Source organism: Pseudomonas oryziphila (assembly GCF_003940825.1).
Taxonomy (GTDB): domain Bacteria; phylum Pseudomonadota; class Gammaproteobacteria; order Pseudomonadales; family Pseudomonadaceae; genus Aquipseudomonas; species Aquipseudomonas sichuanensis.
Genome location: NZ_CP034338.1, coordinates 5,072,376 through 5,090,398, shown reverse-complemented (window position 1 = coordinate 5,090,398; position 18,023 = coordinate 5,072,376). Strand labels below are relative to the sequence as shown.

The following is an 18,023-nucleotide window of genomic DNA, read 5'->3' as shown; positions in this document are numbered from 1 at the left end:
ATGGCCAAGATCCTCACCCTTACCCTCAACCCGGCGCTGGACATCACCGTCAGCCTCGACCGCCTGCAAGCCGGTGCCGTCAACCGCAGCCAGGCCCAGCACAGCCATGCCGCCGGCAAGGGCCTGAACGTCGCCCAGGTGCTGGCCGACCTGGGCCACAGCGTCACCGTCGGTGGTTTTCTCGGCCAGGACAACCTGCAACCCTTCGAGGCGCTGATCGCCCAGCGCGGCTTTGCCGACTGCTTCGTCCGCGTGCCTGGCGAGACCCGCAGCAACATCAAGCTGGTCGAGGCCGACGGCCGGGTCACTGACATCAACGGCCAGGGCCCGCAGGTCGATGAGGCCGCCAGGAACGACCTGCTGCACCGCCTGGCGCAGGTAGCGCCGGGGCATGATGCGGTGGTGGTGGCCGGCAGCCTGCCACGGGGGATCAGCCCCGGCTGGCTGCGCGAGTTGCTGCAGATGCTCAAGGTGCAGGGCCTGAAAGTGGCTCTGGACAGCAGCGGCGAAGCCCTGCGCGCCGGCCTGCAGGCCGGGCCCTGGCTGGTCAAGCCGAACACTGACGAACTGGGTGAAGTGCTCGGCTTGCCAGTGGACGGCCTGGCACAGCAACGCGCCGCCGCCGACCAGTTGCTGGCCAGTGGTGTCGAGCATGTGGTGGTGTCCCAGGGCGAGCACGGCGTCACCTGGTTTGCCGCAGGCCTGGCGCTGCATGCCCAGCCACCGCAGGTGCGCATCGCCAGCACCGTGGGCGCCGGTGATTCACTGGTGGCAGGCATGGTCCATGGCCTGCTGCAGGGCGAAGCGCCCACAGCTACCCTGCGCCGCGCCACCGCGATCGCCGCCCAGGCGGTCACCCAGGTCGGTTTCGGCATCCACGACCGCGAGCAGTTGGCGCGCCTGGAAGCCGCCGTGCACCTGACAGAACAACAAGAGGGCTGCTGATGAACATTGCCATTGTCACCGCCTGCCCCAACGGCCAGGTGTCCAGCGTGCTCAGTGCGCGCCTGTTGGCCGCCGCCGCCCAGCGTCGAGGCTGGAGCACCAGTGTCGAAGTGCAGGAGGCCGAACACCCCGAGCGGCGCCTGTCGCCCGCGCAGATCGCCGAGGCCGACTGGGTGCTGGTAGTGAGCACCGGGCCGGTCGATCTGGCCCGTTTCACCGGCAAGCGCCTGTACCAGAGCACGCCGGCCCAGGCCCTGGCCGACCGCGAAGGCTTTCTTGACGAAGCCGCCGCCAAGGCTCGGCTGCACGAGCAGCAAAGCGCCCCCAGCGCGGCAGCCAGCACGCCGAAGATCGTTGCGGTAACGGCTTGCCCGACAGGTGTTGCCCATACCTTCATGGCCGCCGAGGCGCTGCAGCAGGCCGCCCAGGCCCTGGGCTACACGCTGACCGTGGAAACCCAAGGCTCGGTGGGCGCCCGCAACCCATTGCCGGCCGAGGCCATCGCCGCCGCCGACGTGGTGCTGCTGGCCGCCGACATCGAAGTGCCCACCGCGCGCTTCGCCGGCAAGCGCATCTACCGCTGCGGTACCGGCATCGCCCTCAAGCAGGCCCGCGCCACCCTGGACAAGGCCCTGGCCGAAGGCAAGGTGGAAAGCGCCGCTGATGTCGCCAGCGCCCCGCAAAAAACCGAGAAGACCGGCGTCTACAAGCACCTTCTGACCGGCGTGTCATTCATGCTGCCAATGGTGGTGGCCGGCGGCTTGCTGATCGCCCTGTCGTTCGTGTTCGGCATCGAGGCCTACAAGGAGCCCGGCACGCTGCCGGCGGCATTGATGCAGATCGGCGGCGAAGCGGCGTTCAAACTGATGGTGCCGCTGCTGGCCGGCTACATCGCCTGGTCCATCGCCGACCGCCCGGGCCTGGCGCCGGGGATGATCGGCGGCCTGCTGGCCGGCACCCTCGGCGCCGGCTTCATCGGCGGCATCGTCGCCGGCTTTCTCGCCGGTTACAGCGCCAAGGCCATCGCCCGCTGGGTGAACCTGCCCAGCAGCCTCGAAGCGCTCAAGCCGATCCTTATCATCCCGCTGCTGGCCAGCCTGTTCACCGGGCTGGTGATGATCTATGTGGTCGGCCAGCCGGTGGCAGCCATGCTCGCAGGGCTTACGCACTTCCTCGACAGCATGGGCACCACCAACGCCATCCTGCTCGGGCTGCTGCTCGGCGGCATGATGTGCGTCGACCTGGGTGGCCCGATCAACAAGGCCGCCTATGCGTTTTCGGTGGGTTTGCTGGCGTCGTCCAGCTACGCGCCGATGGCGGCGACCATGGCAGCCGGCATGGTGCCGCCGATCGGTCTGGGCATCGCCACCTTCCTTGCCCGGCGCAAGTTCGCCCAGAGCGAGCGCGAGGCCGGCAAGGCGGCGCTGGCGCTGGGGCTGTGCTTTATCTCCGAGGGTGCCATCCCGTTCGCCGCCAAGGACCCGCTGCGGGTGATCCCGGCGAGCATCGCCGGCGGCGCCTTGACCGGCGCGCTGTCGATGTACTTCGGCTGCAAGCTGATGGCCCCGCACGGCGGGCTGTTCGTGCTGCTGATCCCCAATGCGATCAACCACGCGCTGTTGTACTTGCTGGCGATTTTGGCAGGGAGCCTGGTGACGGCGGTGGTGTATGCGGTGATCAAGAAGGGCGAGCAGGTGGAAATGGTGGTGGCGCCGGCCAAGGGCTAGCGCCCATCGCGGGGCCAGTCGCATCGGCGCACCGCCGCTCCCACGCCGACTATAGCGTGGGAGCGGGCTTGCCCCGCGATGGCTATTCGAAGGTCACACCGATCCGTTGGCGATTCTTCGCGTACCAGACCCCGGTAATCTTCGCCGTTACATCCGCCACTGCAACCTGGCCGAAGTAACGGCTGTCGGTGCTGTTGTCGCGCCGGTCGCCGAGCAGGTAGACATGGCCGGGTTCAACCACCAGGGGCGCCAGGCTCAGTGAATAAGGGCTGCGCACCATCTCGGCGGGGGCATGGAACAAGCCCAGGTTGCGGCCATTGACCAACAGTTCGCCCGCAACGATCTCCAGCCGGTCGCCGGCCACCCCCGCCACGCGCTTGAAGCCTTCCACATTGCCTTGGCGGTACAGCACCACATCCCCCACCTTCAGGTCGCCAAGCAAGCGCGAGTCACTGACGATGTGATCGCCGATCTGCAGCGCCGGCTCCATCGAGCCCGAAGGAATCTGGTCGAGCCGGTAACCGAACAACGGCCCCCGCAGCACCACCAGCACGGCGGCCAGGACCACCACCGCGGCGGCATAGGCCACCAGGCGTGCCCCGGGCGGTTCGCTGCCCGGGTGCCCGCGCCAGGCGATCCAGGCGGCCAGGCAGGCCGAGCCGAGCTTCAAGGCCAACGCGACGCACAGGCCGACGATCACCGCCTTGGGCGTGGCAAACAGGCCGATCAGGAAGAAGTCGATGAGGAACAGCGCCAGCAGTATCAGCGCCCAACGCAGGCGGCCTACATAGTAGAGGCCTGAGCCTGCGATCAGCAGGGAGATGACAAACGCCGATGAAGCAGATTGACGCGATTGCATGGGAGGTCATTCGTCCTTGAAAAGAGTTCTTCGAGTTTTCGGCGGGTACAACGGAGTCTTGAGCGCTCAGCCCTGACGGGTCTTTGTCCGCAGCGGCACCAGCAGGTCGGCCAGGCCGTTGTGGTCGATCTCATGCATCAATGCCAGCAACGCGCCCAGCTCGCCATGGGGGAAACCCTTGCGCGCAAACCACGCCAGGTAGTCGCCCGGCAGGTCGGCGATGATCCGCCCCTGGTACTTGCCAAAAGGCATGGTGCGGGTAACCAGCAGTTGCAGGGATTCAGGTTTCATTGGCGCGGCAGCCTGTGGCGGGTGAAGCGCGGACGATACTGCAATCTGCACGACGACCCAAGCGGCGATCATGCAGAACGCACCAGCACGACGGTTTCGCAATAACTGTAAATTATTGATTTTTATAAATTATTTTTAACCGGCAAGCCTGGCATGAAGCCTGCTCCAGTTAAGGTGACTATCACCTGCCAAGGAGTTGTTGCCATGAGTAACCCCAATAAAGACGTCATCGATGTGCTCAACGACCTGATCGAGTACAGCAAGGACGGCGAGAAGGGCTTCAAGACCTCCGCCGAGGATGTGAAGAACCCACAACTCAAGGCGTTCTTCGTTCAGCGTGCCGGCGAGTGCGCCAATGCCGCGGCCCAACTGCAAAGCGAAGTCCGCCGCCTGGGTGGCGACCCGGAAACCAGCACCAGCATCAGCGGCGACCTGCACCGTGGCTGGGTCAACCTCAAGTCGATGGTCACCGGCAAGGATGAAGCGGCGGTGCTTAATGAAGTGGAGCGCGGTGAGGATCACGCGCTCAAGGCCTACAAGGATGGCCGTGAGAAGCTGGTGAAACTGGGCCGCACCGCCAGTGACCAGACCTACATGCTGGTGGAAAACCAGCTGCAGGGTGTACAGCGCAACCACGACCAGGTGAAGGCGCTGCGCAACGCAGCCCGCGCCGCTTCTTAAGCCTTGGGGCCCTCTACCCGGTTACGGCCATTGGCCTTGGCCCGGTAGAGCGCTTCGTCCGCGTCACCCAGCAGCCGGGTCAGGTCGTGCTGGGTGCCGGGGATGTGCAGGCCGATGCCGACGCTCACCGTCACCGAGCGTTCGTCCGCGCCGAACGGCGGCATCGACTCGACGCTGGCGCGAATACGCTCGGCCAGCAGCAGCGCGCCGGCCAGTTCGGTCTCCGGCAGTACCACCTGGAACTCTTCCCCGCCATAACGCGCCGCCAGGTCCGCCGGGCGCCGAATGCAATGCTCGATGGTCTTGGCCACCTCGCGTAGCACATGGTCGCCGCCGGCATGGCCGTGGCGCTGGTTGAACGCCTTGAAGTGATCCACATCCACCATCAGCACCGCCAGTGGCTTGCGGTTGCGCTGGGCGCGTGCCCATTCCAGGCGCAGCACCTGATCGAGCCGGCGGCGGTTGGCCAGCCCGGTGAGGCTGTCGGTGGCAGCCAGGGTCGCCAGGCCCTGCTCGGCATCGTGGCGCCGGCGCAATTCACGGCCCAGCAACAACGTAAGCCAGAGGATGCCGATGCACAGCACGCCGGTGGCCACACTGACCACGATGGCCGTGCGCCGCCAGGACTGGAACACCTCGTCGGTGGAGTGCACCACCAGCACGATCAACGGCAGGTCGGCGACCCGGGCGAAGGTGTACATGCGCTGGGTGTCCTGCAGGCTCGACCTGGCCGTGAAGCTGCCACTGCGCTCGCCGAGGATGCGCTTGAAGTTGGGCCGTTCGCTGAAGCTGGTGCCGATCAGCGGGTCCTGTGGCCGGGAAGGTTGGCGGGCCAGCAGTTGGCCGTCGGTGTTGAGCAGGTTGATGCTGCTGTCGTCGCCGATGTCCAGGCGCTCGAACAGCCGGCTGAAATACGACAGGCGCAGTGCCCCGGCGGCCAGGCCGATGAATTCACCGTTGCTGCCGGAGATCCGCCGGCTGAAGCTGATGCACCAGTCCAGGTCGCCCAGCCGGGCCTTGAACGGTGGGCTGATCAGCAGGCCCAGGCCGGGGTGGTCGCGGTGCCGCTGGAAGGGGATGGTGTCGGCGAAGTTGGCCTGGCGGGGCACCACGCTGGTGGAGTCACCGACCACATCGCCCTTGGCGTCGAGCCAGAGAATGTCGCCGCGCACCGGTGCCGATATCGCCTGGCTGAACAGGATCTGCTGGCGCAGGCTGGGCTGGACGCTGAGCAATTCGGGGTGTTTCACGGCCCAGATCAGGCCTTTGAGGGATTGGTCGTAGAGTTCGACATTGCGCACGATGTCGCTTTCGATCAGCTGCACGATGTTGCCCGAGGAGCGGATGGCCGACTGCTCGACGCTGTCGCGCTCGCGCGCCAGCAGGTAGCTGACGATGCCCACTATGGCGAGCACGGCGAGGCAACTGCCCAGGTTGAGGATCAGTTCGGGGTGCGACTTGTACAGGGCTGAACGCGGTGATCGGGTAACTGACGTCATGCTCGCTACTGCATAAGCCCCTTGATCCATGGGGGATGGGCCATTACGCGGCGGCGGTATTCTAAGGAACGGTGGATTGTCGGACAAGAATTATGGTGATTCGTCCGACGAAATCGTGGGGGAAGCGTCCAAGGGCTCGGCTTGGGAGCGGATGTGGGCTTCCAGGTGCCCGCCGATGATTTTGCAGCGCCTATGAGATCGAGCGCCGCCCGCGCGGCGCATCGCGACACAAGGCCGCTCCTACATCTGTTTCGGGCCAGTCTCCCCTGTGCCATTACCTGGTCTGCCTTGTTGGTTCGACGCGGTTTCAGCGTGTGCGTTGCCGCCGCTCCTCATGACTCAAGGCATGCACCAAGGCAGGCGCCGATACTTCCACAGGAATAATTGGCCCGAAACAGATGTAGGAGCGGCCTTGTGTCGCGATGCGCCGCGCGGGCGGCGCTCGATTTCACAGGCGCTGCAAGGGTTGTGGCGGGCACCTGGTGGCCATTACCAGCTCCCGATCAGCCACCCCGCAACGGCGTACGACATTTCCGAATCTGAAACCAAATACTTCAGTCAGGCTGTGCTTGGGACCTATCCTACGCGCCTGCCGGAAGGTTCCAGATATGCCGGGACAATCATCAGGGATAACTTCCTCGGGTCGCCGATTTTGGTGACCGGGCGTGAGAACCCGACGATGTGAGTTTCGGCATTTTTCATGGCAGCCGTGTTCGGGCAGACCTTTGGTCTGGCCGGGTCTCATGTCCTCGGTTTCTCACCCCGTGCACGGTTGCCACCCAATCCCGTGAGAAAGGTCCGCGTGGCGATTTCCTCAATCGACATGAGTGATTCGAAATGAAAAAGCTAGTCCCCGATCCCCCCATCCCCTACATCAGCATCATCGACCACCTGACCCACGACGCCGCCATGGCCCACGCCGCCGTGCTGATGTCGACCATGAGCCGAACCCTGGACGCCTACCGCGCGTTCCCCCCTGACGACCGCCCCATGGTCCTGATGGAAAACGTGGCCATCCTCAGCCAGCTACTTCGCTGCTTGTTCGACCATGCTCGGTCCCTGCAGGTGGCGCCATGAGCGACAAGCCCGAACCCGCCTTCACCGCAGGCGTCGAGACCTTCCTTGAGTTGTACCGTGTCCAGCCCGATATCCCGTTCAGCCGGGCATTCGATGAGCTGTCGATGTTGCAGGGCTGCATCCTGCACCTGACGACCGAGGCGGAAATGGAGGGGGATTTGCTGGCCGGCAGTGCGGCGCGGATTCTCAGCGCGATGGCCAAGGCACTGGTCAATGACCTGGAACTCGGGTTGAACAGAAACTGCTGAAACCTTGCATATCCTGTTTCATCGGTATCGCGGCAATAGCACTTACCGTGGGAGCGGGCTTGCCCCGCGAGCACCGGCGAAGCCGGTGCCGTATATCGCGGTGCTGCAATCGCGGGGCAAGCCCGCTCCCACGTTTACCTTCGGTCTGGCGTTTTCAGTGCCGGCGAAACGAGGGCGAAGCCCTCGCCGTGCGCCGACGTCAGATCAGAACACGTTCACCGGGTAATCGACGATCACCCGCACTTCGTCGTTATCCGACTCTGCCGCGTAGGCCGCATTGGCCCGGTGGCTGGCATAGCGCAGCAGCACCGACAAATCCTTCAGCTGGCCTTCCTGGAACACGTACTTCAGGTCGAAGTCACGCTCCCAGTGGGTGGCGTGCTTGCCATCTTCGTTGTAGTAGTCGTAGTGCGTGGTGTCCTGGGTGGCTTTGGTCAGGTCCGCCTCGCCGCGCGAGTACGACAGCGAGCTGGTCAGCCCCGGCACGCCGACACCGGCGAAGTCATAGTCGTACTGCAGCTTCCACGAGCGCTCGTTGGGCGCGTTGAAGTCCGAGTACATGCGCGAGTTGTCCAGGTAGATGCTGTCACCCAGGTTGATGTAGTCGAACGGCGTGTTGCCGTTGACCCGCTGGTAGGCGGCGGTGACGCTGTGGAACCCGGCGGCCACGGTGAAGTGCAGGCTGTAGGTGTTGTTGTCGATCTTGCCCAGCAGCGACTGGCCGGTGTCCTGGGTGTGGTAGTAGTGCGCGCCCGGGTTCAGGCTGACCAGGTCGTTGACCTGGTAGGTGTAGTCGAAGTCGGCGTAGTACTGGTTCCAGATGTCCTTCAGCTCGGCGGCGTAGACATTGGCGGTGACGTTTTCGGTGCCGCTCCAGGACGCGCCGGCCCAGTTCAGGTGCTTGCTCTTGTCGCCGTCTTCCAGTGCACCGTAGTAGGTGTCGATGCGGCGATGGCCGCTCTGGTTGTACGGCTTGGTGAAGCTCACCTGGCCACCTTCGAGCATCAGCCCGTCGATGCTGGTGTTGGTCAGGGCGAAACCACGGAAGGTCTGCGGCAGCATGCGCGATTCGCCGCCGGCGATCACCGGGTTGGTGAGGAACAGGTCACCGGCCTTGAACTCGGTGTCGAAGCCCTTGAGCTTGATCGCCCCGCCCGCGGTGGAGAACGAGTGCGGCGCAGCGCCCTGGCTGCCGTCGTCCTTGACGTGGTTGGGCAGGATCGAGGTGCCGGCATGGCCCGCGCCACCGTCGAGCTTGAGGCCGAGAATGCCGTGGGCGTCCAGGCCGAAGCCGATCACACCAGGGGTGTAGCCGGACTCGAAGCGCGCCACGGCGCCCTGGCCCCATTCGCGCTTGTCACGCACGTCACGGTTGAGTTCGTTGCGGTTGAAGTAGGCATTGCGAAAATGCAGGTTCAGCGTAGAGCCTTCGATGAAGCCATCAGCCTTGTCTTCATCGGCCTGGGCGGCCAGGGGCATCGTTGCGGTTAACGCAAGGAAAAGCGGGGTAAAACGAAACGCGAAAGACACCGGTACAAACTCCTTTGGTCAAGCGGTGGGGCAGTTTTTTATTGTCGTGTTCTGCAAGTTTCTTATTAGAGACGCAGCAGCCTGGCTGATATTTTCGACACATAAAAAAAGCCGCTGATGAGCAGCGGCTTTGAAAGGCTAACATATCGGCACCGCGGGTGCCCATGTGTAGCCAAGGGAAGATGGGAGGTGCGACGGTGCGCGATCAGCTATCGACATTGGCGTCGCTGGAAACCTTCGAGGCTGTCTGTTCTGCGGACTCGCCGGCGTCGGCCTTGTGCGCCAAGGCTTCGCGGGATTCTTGGTGAACAGCGGCAAGTTCTGTATTGCGGGTGACGAAGGCCTGGGATTCTTCGGCCATGGCCAGTGGCGACAACAACAGGGAAGACAGGACGAAAACGCTGGCAATACCCATACTGTTGGACATTTGAAACTACCTTCTTGCGGGGGCAAGTGTTAATGGAGACAGGGCTAAAGTTAGTCGTTTCCCTAGGCCTGAAACAGCACCCCGTTCGATAAGCACTGTTGCGAAAAATGTAATTGTAGGCGCTTGCATGCGCGGATTTTCGTTCACAACCCACGTTGTAGAGCGCTTCAGGATTGAAACGCATCTTCTCGCGGTGCACATGTTCTCGCCCACGCAGCGGGCACCTGGCATTTTTGTCAGTTGTGCAGATCACCTGGTCGCCATTCAATGACGACGAGCCGATAGCACGCGAGGGTTTGGTGATGACCTACAACTGTCACGCCTTCAGGAAATTCTTCAAGAATGGCGATCTCATCACGGTGAACGGCGTCAAAGCTGTTTACGAATTCGCAGAGAACGATGTGCTGCGTATCAGGTCTCCAGACAAACGAAACTTGGCTTACACCGACATCGAGCTTGTGCCCGAGCTGGATGCGAAGCTAGAGCAAGAGGCCATGCAGCTGGAGGCCATGCTCGAAAGCGGCGCGGTACTGGTCAAACCCGAGGAGTGGGGGAAGCTGTCACCAGCGTTGGGGGCGGTGTGGGTGGAGCTGACTACTGATTTAAACGGCTACTACTCATTTTTTGGCCACGTAACGGTCGTAGACTACCCCGGTCAATACGCGAAATTTGTGTTCACTGTCGATGATGCTCTGCAGGATCATCATGCTCAACTCACCCTTGACTATCCGATATTGAAGGGGACTGGCCTATTCAATGGTCAGCATGAGTTTTTCAGCTTCATCAAGAATGTCTATTTGCTCAGCGGAATCGTCAGTCAGATTGACCCTTATGCGGTTCCTTACCAGATCACCACGCGGTCTGACGGTTACCTTCCTGACATGACCGACTTCACACTGATGCGAGAGGGCAGCGTCGACGATGGGTGGTACAGCACCGTACCGATCAAGGCAGGTCGCGAACTCGCGCGTGATGAAACGCTCAGTGCGTTTCTGGTCAACCGCTGCGATGGAGAGGTCAGTCGGTTTGCCTTCACCCCTCAGGCCAGTGAACTAACGGCACAGAAGTGGCCTCGGGCATTCGCCAAGTTTGTTGCCGACCAGGGCGCCCCGATCACTGCCGGAGCATGGGACGAGAACAATAACTTCACGACCGAGAGTGGCCCATTACGGCTGTGGAGCCATGCCAAGTACCGGGCTTTCAGCAATGCTCCCTTCGATAGCAATCTGGTACAGGCGCTGGCCTGCAATGACAGTTTCCGCTTGACTGCCCGGCAGACGCTTTGTTTGCAGGTTCGCGACCTTAAAACACAAGCGCTGTTCGAAAATCATTTCTTCAGCCCCACGCAGGGGCAGGTCGGCTTGGGCTGGTCCAAGGCATTGTGCGATCAGATCAATCGTGACAGCCATCTGCTGCGGGCGGGTGTATTGAACAGCGACTGTCAGGTAACGCCCGCCGAAATCGGCAACGCGTTTTGGGTGCCGCAGCGGGCCGAACTGAGCGTGAACCTGACCGTCTCAGGCTGGTGGGAAAGCCGCAAAGTCGAAGGATCGCAGGCTTTACCGGTCGGTACCACGTTGCATACCTGGGTCTACGATGCATGTTCTCAGCGCTTGCTGGGTCATCATCAGTGGGGCCCCACCACGACCCTGAGGGCAAGTGGCAAATGGCTGGCGGACTGGGCTACTGCCCTGAATCGTTCAGAGGTGTCCGCTTATGTGCAAGCCAGTTCCTCAAGGCCTGCGTCCAACAATCTTATCGGCCAGGATGCCCTCGGCCTTGGTTTATGGCACCGGGGCGACGCCTTGCGCATCTTCACCTCGCTGCCGGATGCGGGTAACTGGGTACCGGCGCTGGAGCTTCCGACAAAAGCGATGTCCCGAGCCTCGCTGAACGTTGCGGTACGGCATCCCTTTAGCAACCGGGCCTTACATACTGGCGTGTTCAGACCTCCGCAGACAGAGAAAGGCGGCGAGATCGAGCTGCCGTCCTGGCGCATTGCCTTGGCGCGTTTTCTCCAGGAACAAGCCTGGCCTGAACTTTACGTTGACATTGACAGCACGACTGGAGGTGCCGGGTCGCTATCAATCCCACGCTTCAGTGAACTGCAGGTCGAATTCGAACCCCTCGTAGAAGAGGCACCCGATGTTCAGAAGGAGGAAATGGCCTCGGTGCTGTCCGTTGACTTCGACTCAGCCTTCAGTGAACTGCAGGTCGAATTCGAACCCTTCGTAGAAGTGGCACCCGATGTTCTGAAGGAGGAAATGGCCTCGGCGCCGTCCGTTGAGTTCGACTCAGCCAAGGGCCAACTCAATGCCTCCATCAACTTGCAGTCAGGGGAGCTCGAGTTTCGTCTGACTCAGCACGCCTGGGACAAGGGTATACGGGTGGCCGCCTGCGAGCCGACGGTTTTCGGCAAAGGTGAAGAGTCGCCGCTTTGGGTCAGCGCCGGCAAGATCATCTGGGGCGGCCGGGTCAAGCAAGACTACGAGATCGTTCTGGATTATCCCGAAAGCCTGCGCGGTGAAGACAAATTGATCGTCGGCCATTTCGGCGCCTTTGACGAACACGCATTCTGGAAAAATTCGAAATCGGTCGAGTTCACCCCGTCCGCCGCATTGGCGCCCTACACGCCGAGGAGTCTGCTATGCGAAGACTGGGGGAACACGGATCACTCGGAAATTTTCGATACTTTCGGGCATGACATGACCGGCGTGGATGGCCGCCTGGGCTTGTTCCATGCTCACTACCCGATCGCAACGCTGCAAGGTCTGGGCGCACGGGGGCCATTGTGCGACCTGACCTTGCATTATTCGGCCTTGCGCGGAAACGAGGCGGGGTTGGGGGATGGCTGGGCCTGGCGCTTCTCCAGCCTGGACGTGCGTGACCGTGTGTTGACCCTGGCCAATGGCGGGCGAATCACGTTCACCCCCAAGGAGTGGGAAGACCTAGGCAAGGAACAACCGTTGAAGAAGAAGCATTGCCTGTTGAGCTGCAACAAGGATTACAGTGAATTCACGATCGAGCTGCCCAATGGCCGTCAGGAAGTCTTGAAAAAGCCTGCCGTGGTGGCCGCCAACGAGGTCGAGCCCAATGATGAATTTCGCCAGACAGTCCTGAAGCTCCTGCGGGCTATCAAGGAGAAAAGCAAACCGCAGTTTCCCGCCGTGCCTGAGCACTGGACTCAATGGGTGCTGCTGGTGGCTTCACCGGGGGCCTACTACATTGGTGCGGCGCTCGATTACAACGAGGCCGCCAAGGCCTGGGCAACGCATGGAACGATCGAGGAGCTGAACGAGCGCATCGCCTACTACGAGCGTCCATTCGTGCAGCTGCTGCCTGCTCGCATCATCTCGCATTATGGTGAGGTGCTCGAACTGACGTGGAAGCGTCAGCTTGGGCAATTCCTGCTCATGCGCATCGAGAGCGAGAAACAAACCTTGTTCACGGCTGAGTACGTCACCCCGGACAAGTCGGCTGCGCAGGTGAACATGCAGATATGGCCAGCAAGCGATGAACGCTTCGAGGTCAAGCTGCAATTGAAAGACTGGCTGCTACGGACCCTTGAGTGGACTCAAGCAGGTGCGTGCCTTCAGCAGGTCAAATGTGGCTATGAAGACGATCCGGTTCTAGACCGGGTGCTGTGTCGGTTAGAGGAGTTGGATGGTTCGGTCGAGTACGTGCGCTACACCCCGGGTGTACGCCCAGAACCACACGACACCAATAAGTGGCCCTCGTGGCCCAAGGTCAAGCTCCATGCCTTGATTCCTGGCGGTGGGCAAGAGAACCACGTGGCCACCTACCAATACACGGGGGAGTTGCGTGACATCTCTGATCAGTTGTACATCATTGCCGGCCGGCGAGGTCCCTATGGCAAGCGACGGCATCATTTGCAGGTGTTCGGTGAGGACGGCAGTCACAGGCGAGAAATACTGGCAGGTGAGGCATCCGCCGAGGACCAGTGGCTGGAGTTAAAGGCCCAGAACAAGAATACGACGCAGAGCATTCGATACACGGGGTATGGGAATGACCTGATCAAGGTGATCGAGTCGATCAAGTTGGTCATCAGGAAGGGAAAGCCTGCATTGGCTGGCAAACAATCCGTCAAGCATCAGCAGGAAATCGTAGAGATGCTCTGGCGATTCAGCCGCAATCAACGTGTGGTGTTGGTCAACGCTATTCAGGCCTGCTTGCAAGTCGTCCCGGTCGCACAGCGTCAGCCCCATGGCAAGGCGGTCGATATGCAGATCATGACGACGGACGATGACGGACTGCCCGTGAAAGTGGTCATCGAGGGCCAGCATACGCTTTGCCGTGGCTACTATGGTCGCGCGGGTGGCGCGAATCGTATCGAGGCCGATCTGTTGCGCACAGTTGACTGCCTGCCGGAACTACAGGAACTACAGGAACTACCGCTACTGGACTGCCCGGCAGTACCTGAGTACGCGATGCTACCTGTGATGTTCGAGTATGAATGTGACGATTTCGGTCATCCACTTGGTCTGAAACTCTTCGGCTACCGCACGGTAGCGCATGCAGGCAGACCGTACCTTGAATTGGCCGAAGAGCGAGTCATTCAGGGGGGGCGCCTGGAGATGGCATCCGGCGAGCTCTTCATCCCTACGGACGAACCGACGCAAATCGGCCTTGCCTCGGTGCTGTGTCGTCGACATTTGCATGGTTCGTCGACGGTGACGCACAAGGTGACGCCGAGCGATGCGAGCAAGGTCAAAGTATGGACCGTCCAGGATACTCAGATGACGCTTCAGGGGCCTGATGTCTTCTGGGAGAAAACCACCAAGACGTTCGAGGACAACCCAAATGCCCCGTACATCCTGGAGCGTATTACCTTGCAAACCCAGGCCGGCACGCAGCAGGTCAGTGTCCGTCACTTCTCACGCCTTAGCGCGAACTGGCTTACTCAAACGGACGCTGAGATCGAGATGACAAGGCAGTACGACGCTCTTGGGCGGGTCGTGGACGACGCTCGGTATCGCCTGGAGCCTGGCAGAAAAAGCAGGGCAGAAAACCAGCGAGCAGTGATACATATCACCACTGCTTATTCCGCGGATAACAAGTTGGAGACTCACACCCATGCCAACGGTGCTCAACGCCGCAATCACCTGGACGGTGTTCAGCGGGTTTGGCGCAGTGAATGGCAGCCCGCTGGGGCCATTGATTATGTGCCACTGGATGAGTACTGCAGGGACGGGCTCGATGAATCGCAGTCGGTAGGGTGTTGGGAGTGGGACTATCTGCCGGGGGGCCAGGCAGTGATCGAGATGGCACAGGTGCAGCCCAAGGACGGGCGAGAACCGTGGCTGACAGCGCTGGGAGCCGTTGTCGAGGAGCAATCGAGCGCAAACCAAACTCCACCGGACGTCGATTCAAGTGAGTGGGACGTTGCTGTCGCGCTAACGTGCAGTGGTGGGGATGATGAAGAGGAAATGCTCAAGTTTCTTACTTGTCTTGTGCAACTAAGGGATGTGAGAGATGCACACGATGTGTCCGATGAATACATCACAGACTTGATTAGGCAAGCCCTGTATCTGTTAGTGAGCCTGTTCGATAGATACAGATATTTTCTCCCTTATTTCTTCAAGTTCTTTCAAGGTCTTGCGGGGCGCAAAGGGGGTCAATGTATTCCAGTGGTGGGGGCGTCTCGGATTCCGGTCAGATATGGGCAGAAGCTCGAAAGGTGGGCCGCGAACCTCGTAATTAAAGACTTCAACCTCGGCGGGGCTGATGTCGAGAATGCTGAGGTTCTGGACTTTCTGAAGCTACTCGATTCAGCAGAAGCCGAGCGGGCACGAGGCTATCTACAGATCGCCAGTCCCGTGCTTTTCACTTATGCGAATCCTGCCAAAGGCACCACTACCCGTCAGGTTGTGAAAGAGGGATTGGCGCAACAATGCCTGTCTGAACTCACCACCGAATACGTGACCCTAACGGATGGCACCTTCGAGCGTACCGAAACCCTCGTCGACGGTGCCGGGCTGCAGCAGGTAAAACTGGTCCAACAACTCGATGCGAGTGCCCAAGTGGTGCGCAGCGAACGCTTCGTGGACGGTGAAACACGCATCTATGCCTTCGAGCGTGATGATCTGGGCCGGATTACCAAGGCAACGCGCCCCGATGGCAGCACTGTCGAACGTGCCTATCACGGTTTCAGCAACCAGCCCACTGCCCTCAAGATAGACGGCAGGGTCATTGCCACCCAGACCGTGGCCAATGATTCCACGCTAAAGTCGCGCACGGTCGGCAACCGCACTTACTCCTTCGATGACGATACCATTACCCTGCCCGACAAGACGTGCCTGCAGACGCACATCGATGCCGACTGCGTCCGTTGGCGCGCGGGCGACAGCGCCATGGGCAGTCTTGCACGCAAGAATGGCGGAGCCACTGTGGTCTGCGAGGATGGAGCGGGCGGTACCTGGAGGCACCGCTTCATCCAGGGCGACCTGCCAGGGCGCATCGAGGGCACAGAGACTACGCCTCGTGGAAAGGTGCCGACGCAGGACTGGCAGACCTTGTGTGGCGCCACCGTGGCTTCACTGCGTGCCGATGGGCGTTGGCAGCGAGTCTTCGTCGACGACCAGGGGCGGTTGCTACGTACATGCAAGGATCATGAGGATGTGCTGTACCGTTACGATGCCTTGGGCAGGCTGAAGTCGCGCCTCGTCCATGCAATGAAGGCCGGTGAGCAATGGCAGGTACTCAGTGAACACAATGGTCTCGGTCAGGAGATCGTGCGGACTTTCCTGCACAATGGCGCGATACGCTTCAGTCAACGCATGACCTGGCGCGGTGATGGCCGGCTGATCAGCAAAGCGAACTACCAGGACGGTCAGCTCAAGAGCACCGAGCGCTTCGTTTACGATGCACTTGATCGTCTTGAGGGCTACACCTGCGAAAGCGACGATACCGCCTACTGCCCGACCAATGCCAGCGGCGATGCCGTGAAGGCGCAAGCGTTTACCTGGGACGCCTTGGACAACGTTGTCACTAAAGTGACTACGCGCTTTGATGGCACCCAGCACACGCAGGATTTCAGCTACGACGCGAATGCAGACCCCACGCGCATGACCTCGGTGCAGCACGGCTCGCAGTCTCGGGTTTTGAGCTGGAGCGATAATGGCTACTTGGTCGATGATGGACAGAGCCACGCATTCAGCTATACCGGTGCCGGCCAGGTGAGCAGGGTGAAGGATGCCGAAGGCCAACTGTTATCGCGCTATCAGTACGACGGCTATCAGCGCTTGGTCGCGCAACACGTCGAACAGGACGAAAGCATTTGCGAGCTGCGATATGACGGTGATGAGCTGATTGGCGAAATCTGGTTCGACAAGACTCGTGCCGTCACGCGTCGTACGAGCATCTCGGCAGGCCTGGCGGAGTACGAAGACGACCAGGTGCGCTGGTTGATCGACGATCCACAGGTTGGCATTGCAGGGCAGGTCAGGGACGGTGGGCTCACGTTGGCCCCGCGATTGCCGTTTGGCGAGGGCGCGTTGCTGGAGGGCGTGGTCAGCGGATACAACGGCATGCGTCGTGACCCAGTGACAGGGCAGTATCCTGCGGGCAACGGGTACCGTAGTTATGATCCCGGCATAGGCCGCTATGCTCAGCCTGACTGGCTGGCCCCGTTTGGGGACGGTGGCCACAATCCTTATCAGCACTGTCCGGACCCGGTCAACCTGCATGACCCTAGCGGCGCGATCATGCTCAGCCGATGGGGGCAGGACCGTCAATTGCGCGAGCGCGAGGAGCAATTGCGGGGGACCAGGAACGTGGGGCTGGGGGGCAAGTGGCGAGGGCTGGCCTTGTCATTCGTGCTGACGGTACTAGGAGTGGGAGCGACGGTGTTTTCGGGGGGAACAGCCTCGATGTTGCTCTTCGCCTTTTTGACCACCATGGCTGTAACGTCCTTCGGACTGGAAGTGGCCTCGGCGTTGACCGCAGAGACCAATCCGGAGTTGTCCAAGGCGCTGGGGATTGCGTCAATGGCAACCGGCGTGGCGTCCACGCAGGGCTTCCAGGGGGTGATGAAAGCCAGTATCAAGCTGTTCAACGCTACCAGGACTTTGGTGCAACGCACTGTCCGGTGGGTGGGGAACGGGTTGAAGGCCGTCGGGCAGGGCTTCAAGCGACTGAAGTCCGCCAAACTGGGCGTCACGCGCCAATCAGTGTGGCTGAGTATACGAGAGGGTGCATCCAGGGCGATAGCAGCCGCCAAGTCCGCGCCTGGAAAGCTCTTGTGTAAGGTGGACGACTATATCAAGGCCCCGGCCGCTCGGCTTGAGCCTATGCCCACTTACGGAAGGCATGGTGTGTTCGGCAAGTTGAAAAGCCTTTGGGATGGACCGGATCCCCTCAACCTCACGGGTAGATCGATCGCCTTCTACAATTGGGCGAACCAATTGCGCTTCGTTTCCACACTCAGTCAAAACATGGCGTTGGCGATTGAAGCGAACATCCTGCGCGGGACGATCGACTCGTCGATTGCACTGGCGCGGGGTAATCAAACCTCGACAATCAGTACAAGGGCAAGAGGCTCTTATCTTCCTGATCCCAACATCAAGGAAGTAGCACGTGCTATTAGCCAGTTCGAAATTCGCAGCACAATGGAACTCAGTATTTGAGTCGCCGCGTGGTGCAGGACCTGATAGAAATGCTAGTGGCGCCTGTTTGATGAGTTTAATAGGATTGAATAGAGGCTGTTCCGAATACTGAGTT

At 61.0% G+C, this 18,023-nt stretch carries 11 protein-coding genes; 6 read left to right on the top strand and 5 right to left on the bottom strand.

The annotated features are described in order from the left end of the window. Entirely contained in the window at positions 1 to 945 is a 945-nt protein-coding gene (pfkB, locus tag EJA05_RS23745) for a 1-phosphofructokinase (RefSeq protein WP_125860292.1), read from the top strand. Continuing rightward, positions 945 to 2,672, top strand: coding sequence for a PTS fructose-like transporter subunit IIB (locus EJA05_RS23740; RefSeq protein ID WP_125860290.1), 1,728 nt, complete (start codon positions 945 to 947; stop codon positions 2,670 to 2,672). The genes pfkB and EJA05_RS23740 overlap by 1 nt, the downstream gene beginning before the upstream one ends. 82 nt (positions 2,673 to 2,754) lie before the next feature. Here the strand turns inward: EJA05_RS23740 and lepB are convergent, their stop codons facing one another. Both lepB and EJA05_RS23730 read right to left on the bottom strand, forming a co-directional pair. Beyond that, positions 2,755 to 3,531: a signal peptidase I gene (lepB, locus tag EJA05_RS23735; protein ID WP_125860288.1), complete on the bottom strand. Its 777-nt coding sequence runs from the start codon at positions 3,529 to 3,531 to the stop codon at positions 2,755 to 2,757. 66 nt (positions 3,532 to 3,597) lie between these two features. Further along, positions 3,598 to 3,822, bottom strand: coding sequence for a DUF3820 family protein (locus EJA05_RS23730; protein WP_125860286.1), 225 nt, complete (start codon positions 3,820 to 3,822; stop codon positions 3,598 to 3,600). A 204-nt stretch (positions 3,823 to 4,026) separates the two neighbouring features. Between EJA05_RS23730 and EJA05_RS23725 the strand changes: the two genes are divergently transcribed. Beyond that, positions 4,027 to 4,503: a ferritin-like domain-containing protein gene (locus EJA05_RS23725; protein ID WP_125465481.1), complete on the top strand. Its 477-nt coding sequence runs from the start codon at positions 4,027 to 4,029 to the stop codon at positions 4,501 to 4,503. On the opposite strand, the gene EJA05_RS23720 is transcribed toward EJA05_RS23725, so the two are convergent. Beyond that, a complete protein-coding gene (locus EJA05_RS23720) occupies positions 4,500 to 6,002 on the bottom strand; it encodes a GGDEF domain-containing protein (RefSeq protein WP_125860284.1) in 1,503 nt (500 codons plus the stop codon). The two genes, EJA05_RS23725 and EJA05_RS23720, sit on opposite strands and share 4 nt — an antisense overlap. 837 nt (positions 6,003 to 6,839) lie before the next feature. On the opposite strand from EJA05_RS23720, the gene EJA05_RS23715 reads away from it, so the two are divergent. Beyond that, the gene (locus tag EJA05_RS23715; RefSeq protein ID WP_125465479.1) at positions 6,840 to 7,079 is read left to right on the top strand and encodes a hypothetical protein; all 240 of its coding nucleotides are present in this window, start codon (positions 6,840 to 6,842) and stop codon (positions 7,077 to 7,079) included. Continuing rightward, positions 7,076 to 7,327, top strand: a complete 252-nt coding sequence (locus EJA05_RS23710) for a DUF3077 domain-containing protein (protein ID WP_110995893.1) — start codon at positions 7,076 to 7,078, stop codon at positions 7,325 to 7,327. The genes EJA05_RS23715 and EJA05_RS23710 overlap by 4 nt, the downstream gene beginning before the upstream one ends. 204 nt (positions 7,328 to 7,531) lie before the next feature. Here the strand turns inward: EJA05_RS23710 and EJA05_RS23705 are convergent, their stop codons facing one another. Then, a complete protein-coding gene (locus EJA05_RS23705) occupies positions 7,532 to 8,857 on the bottom strand; it encodes an OprD family porin (protein ID WP_125860282.1) in 1,326 nt (441 codons plus the stop codon). Positions 8,858 to 9,062: 205 nt separating this feature from the next. Next, positions 9,063 to 9,284, bottom strand: coding sequence for a hypothetical protein (locus EJA05_RS23700; protein WP_125465476.1), 222 nt, complete (start codon positions 9,282 to 9,284; stop codon positions 9,063 to 9,065). A 302-nt stretch (positions 9,285 to 9,586) separates the two neighbouring features. Between EJA05_RS23700 and EJA05_RS23695 the strand changes: the two genes are divergently transcribed. After that, the gene (locus tag EJA05_RS23695; protein WP_223811944.1) at positions 9,587 to 17,929 is read left to right on the top strand and encodes an RHS repeat-associated core domain-containing protein; all 8,343 of its coding nucleotides are present in this window, start codon (positions 9,587 to 9,589) and stop codon (positions 17,927 to 17,929) included. Positions 17,930 to 18,023: the final 94 nt, after the last annotated feature.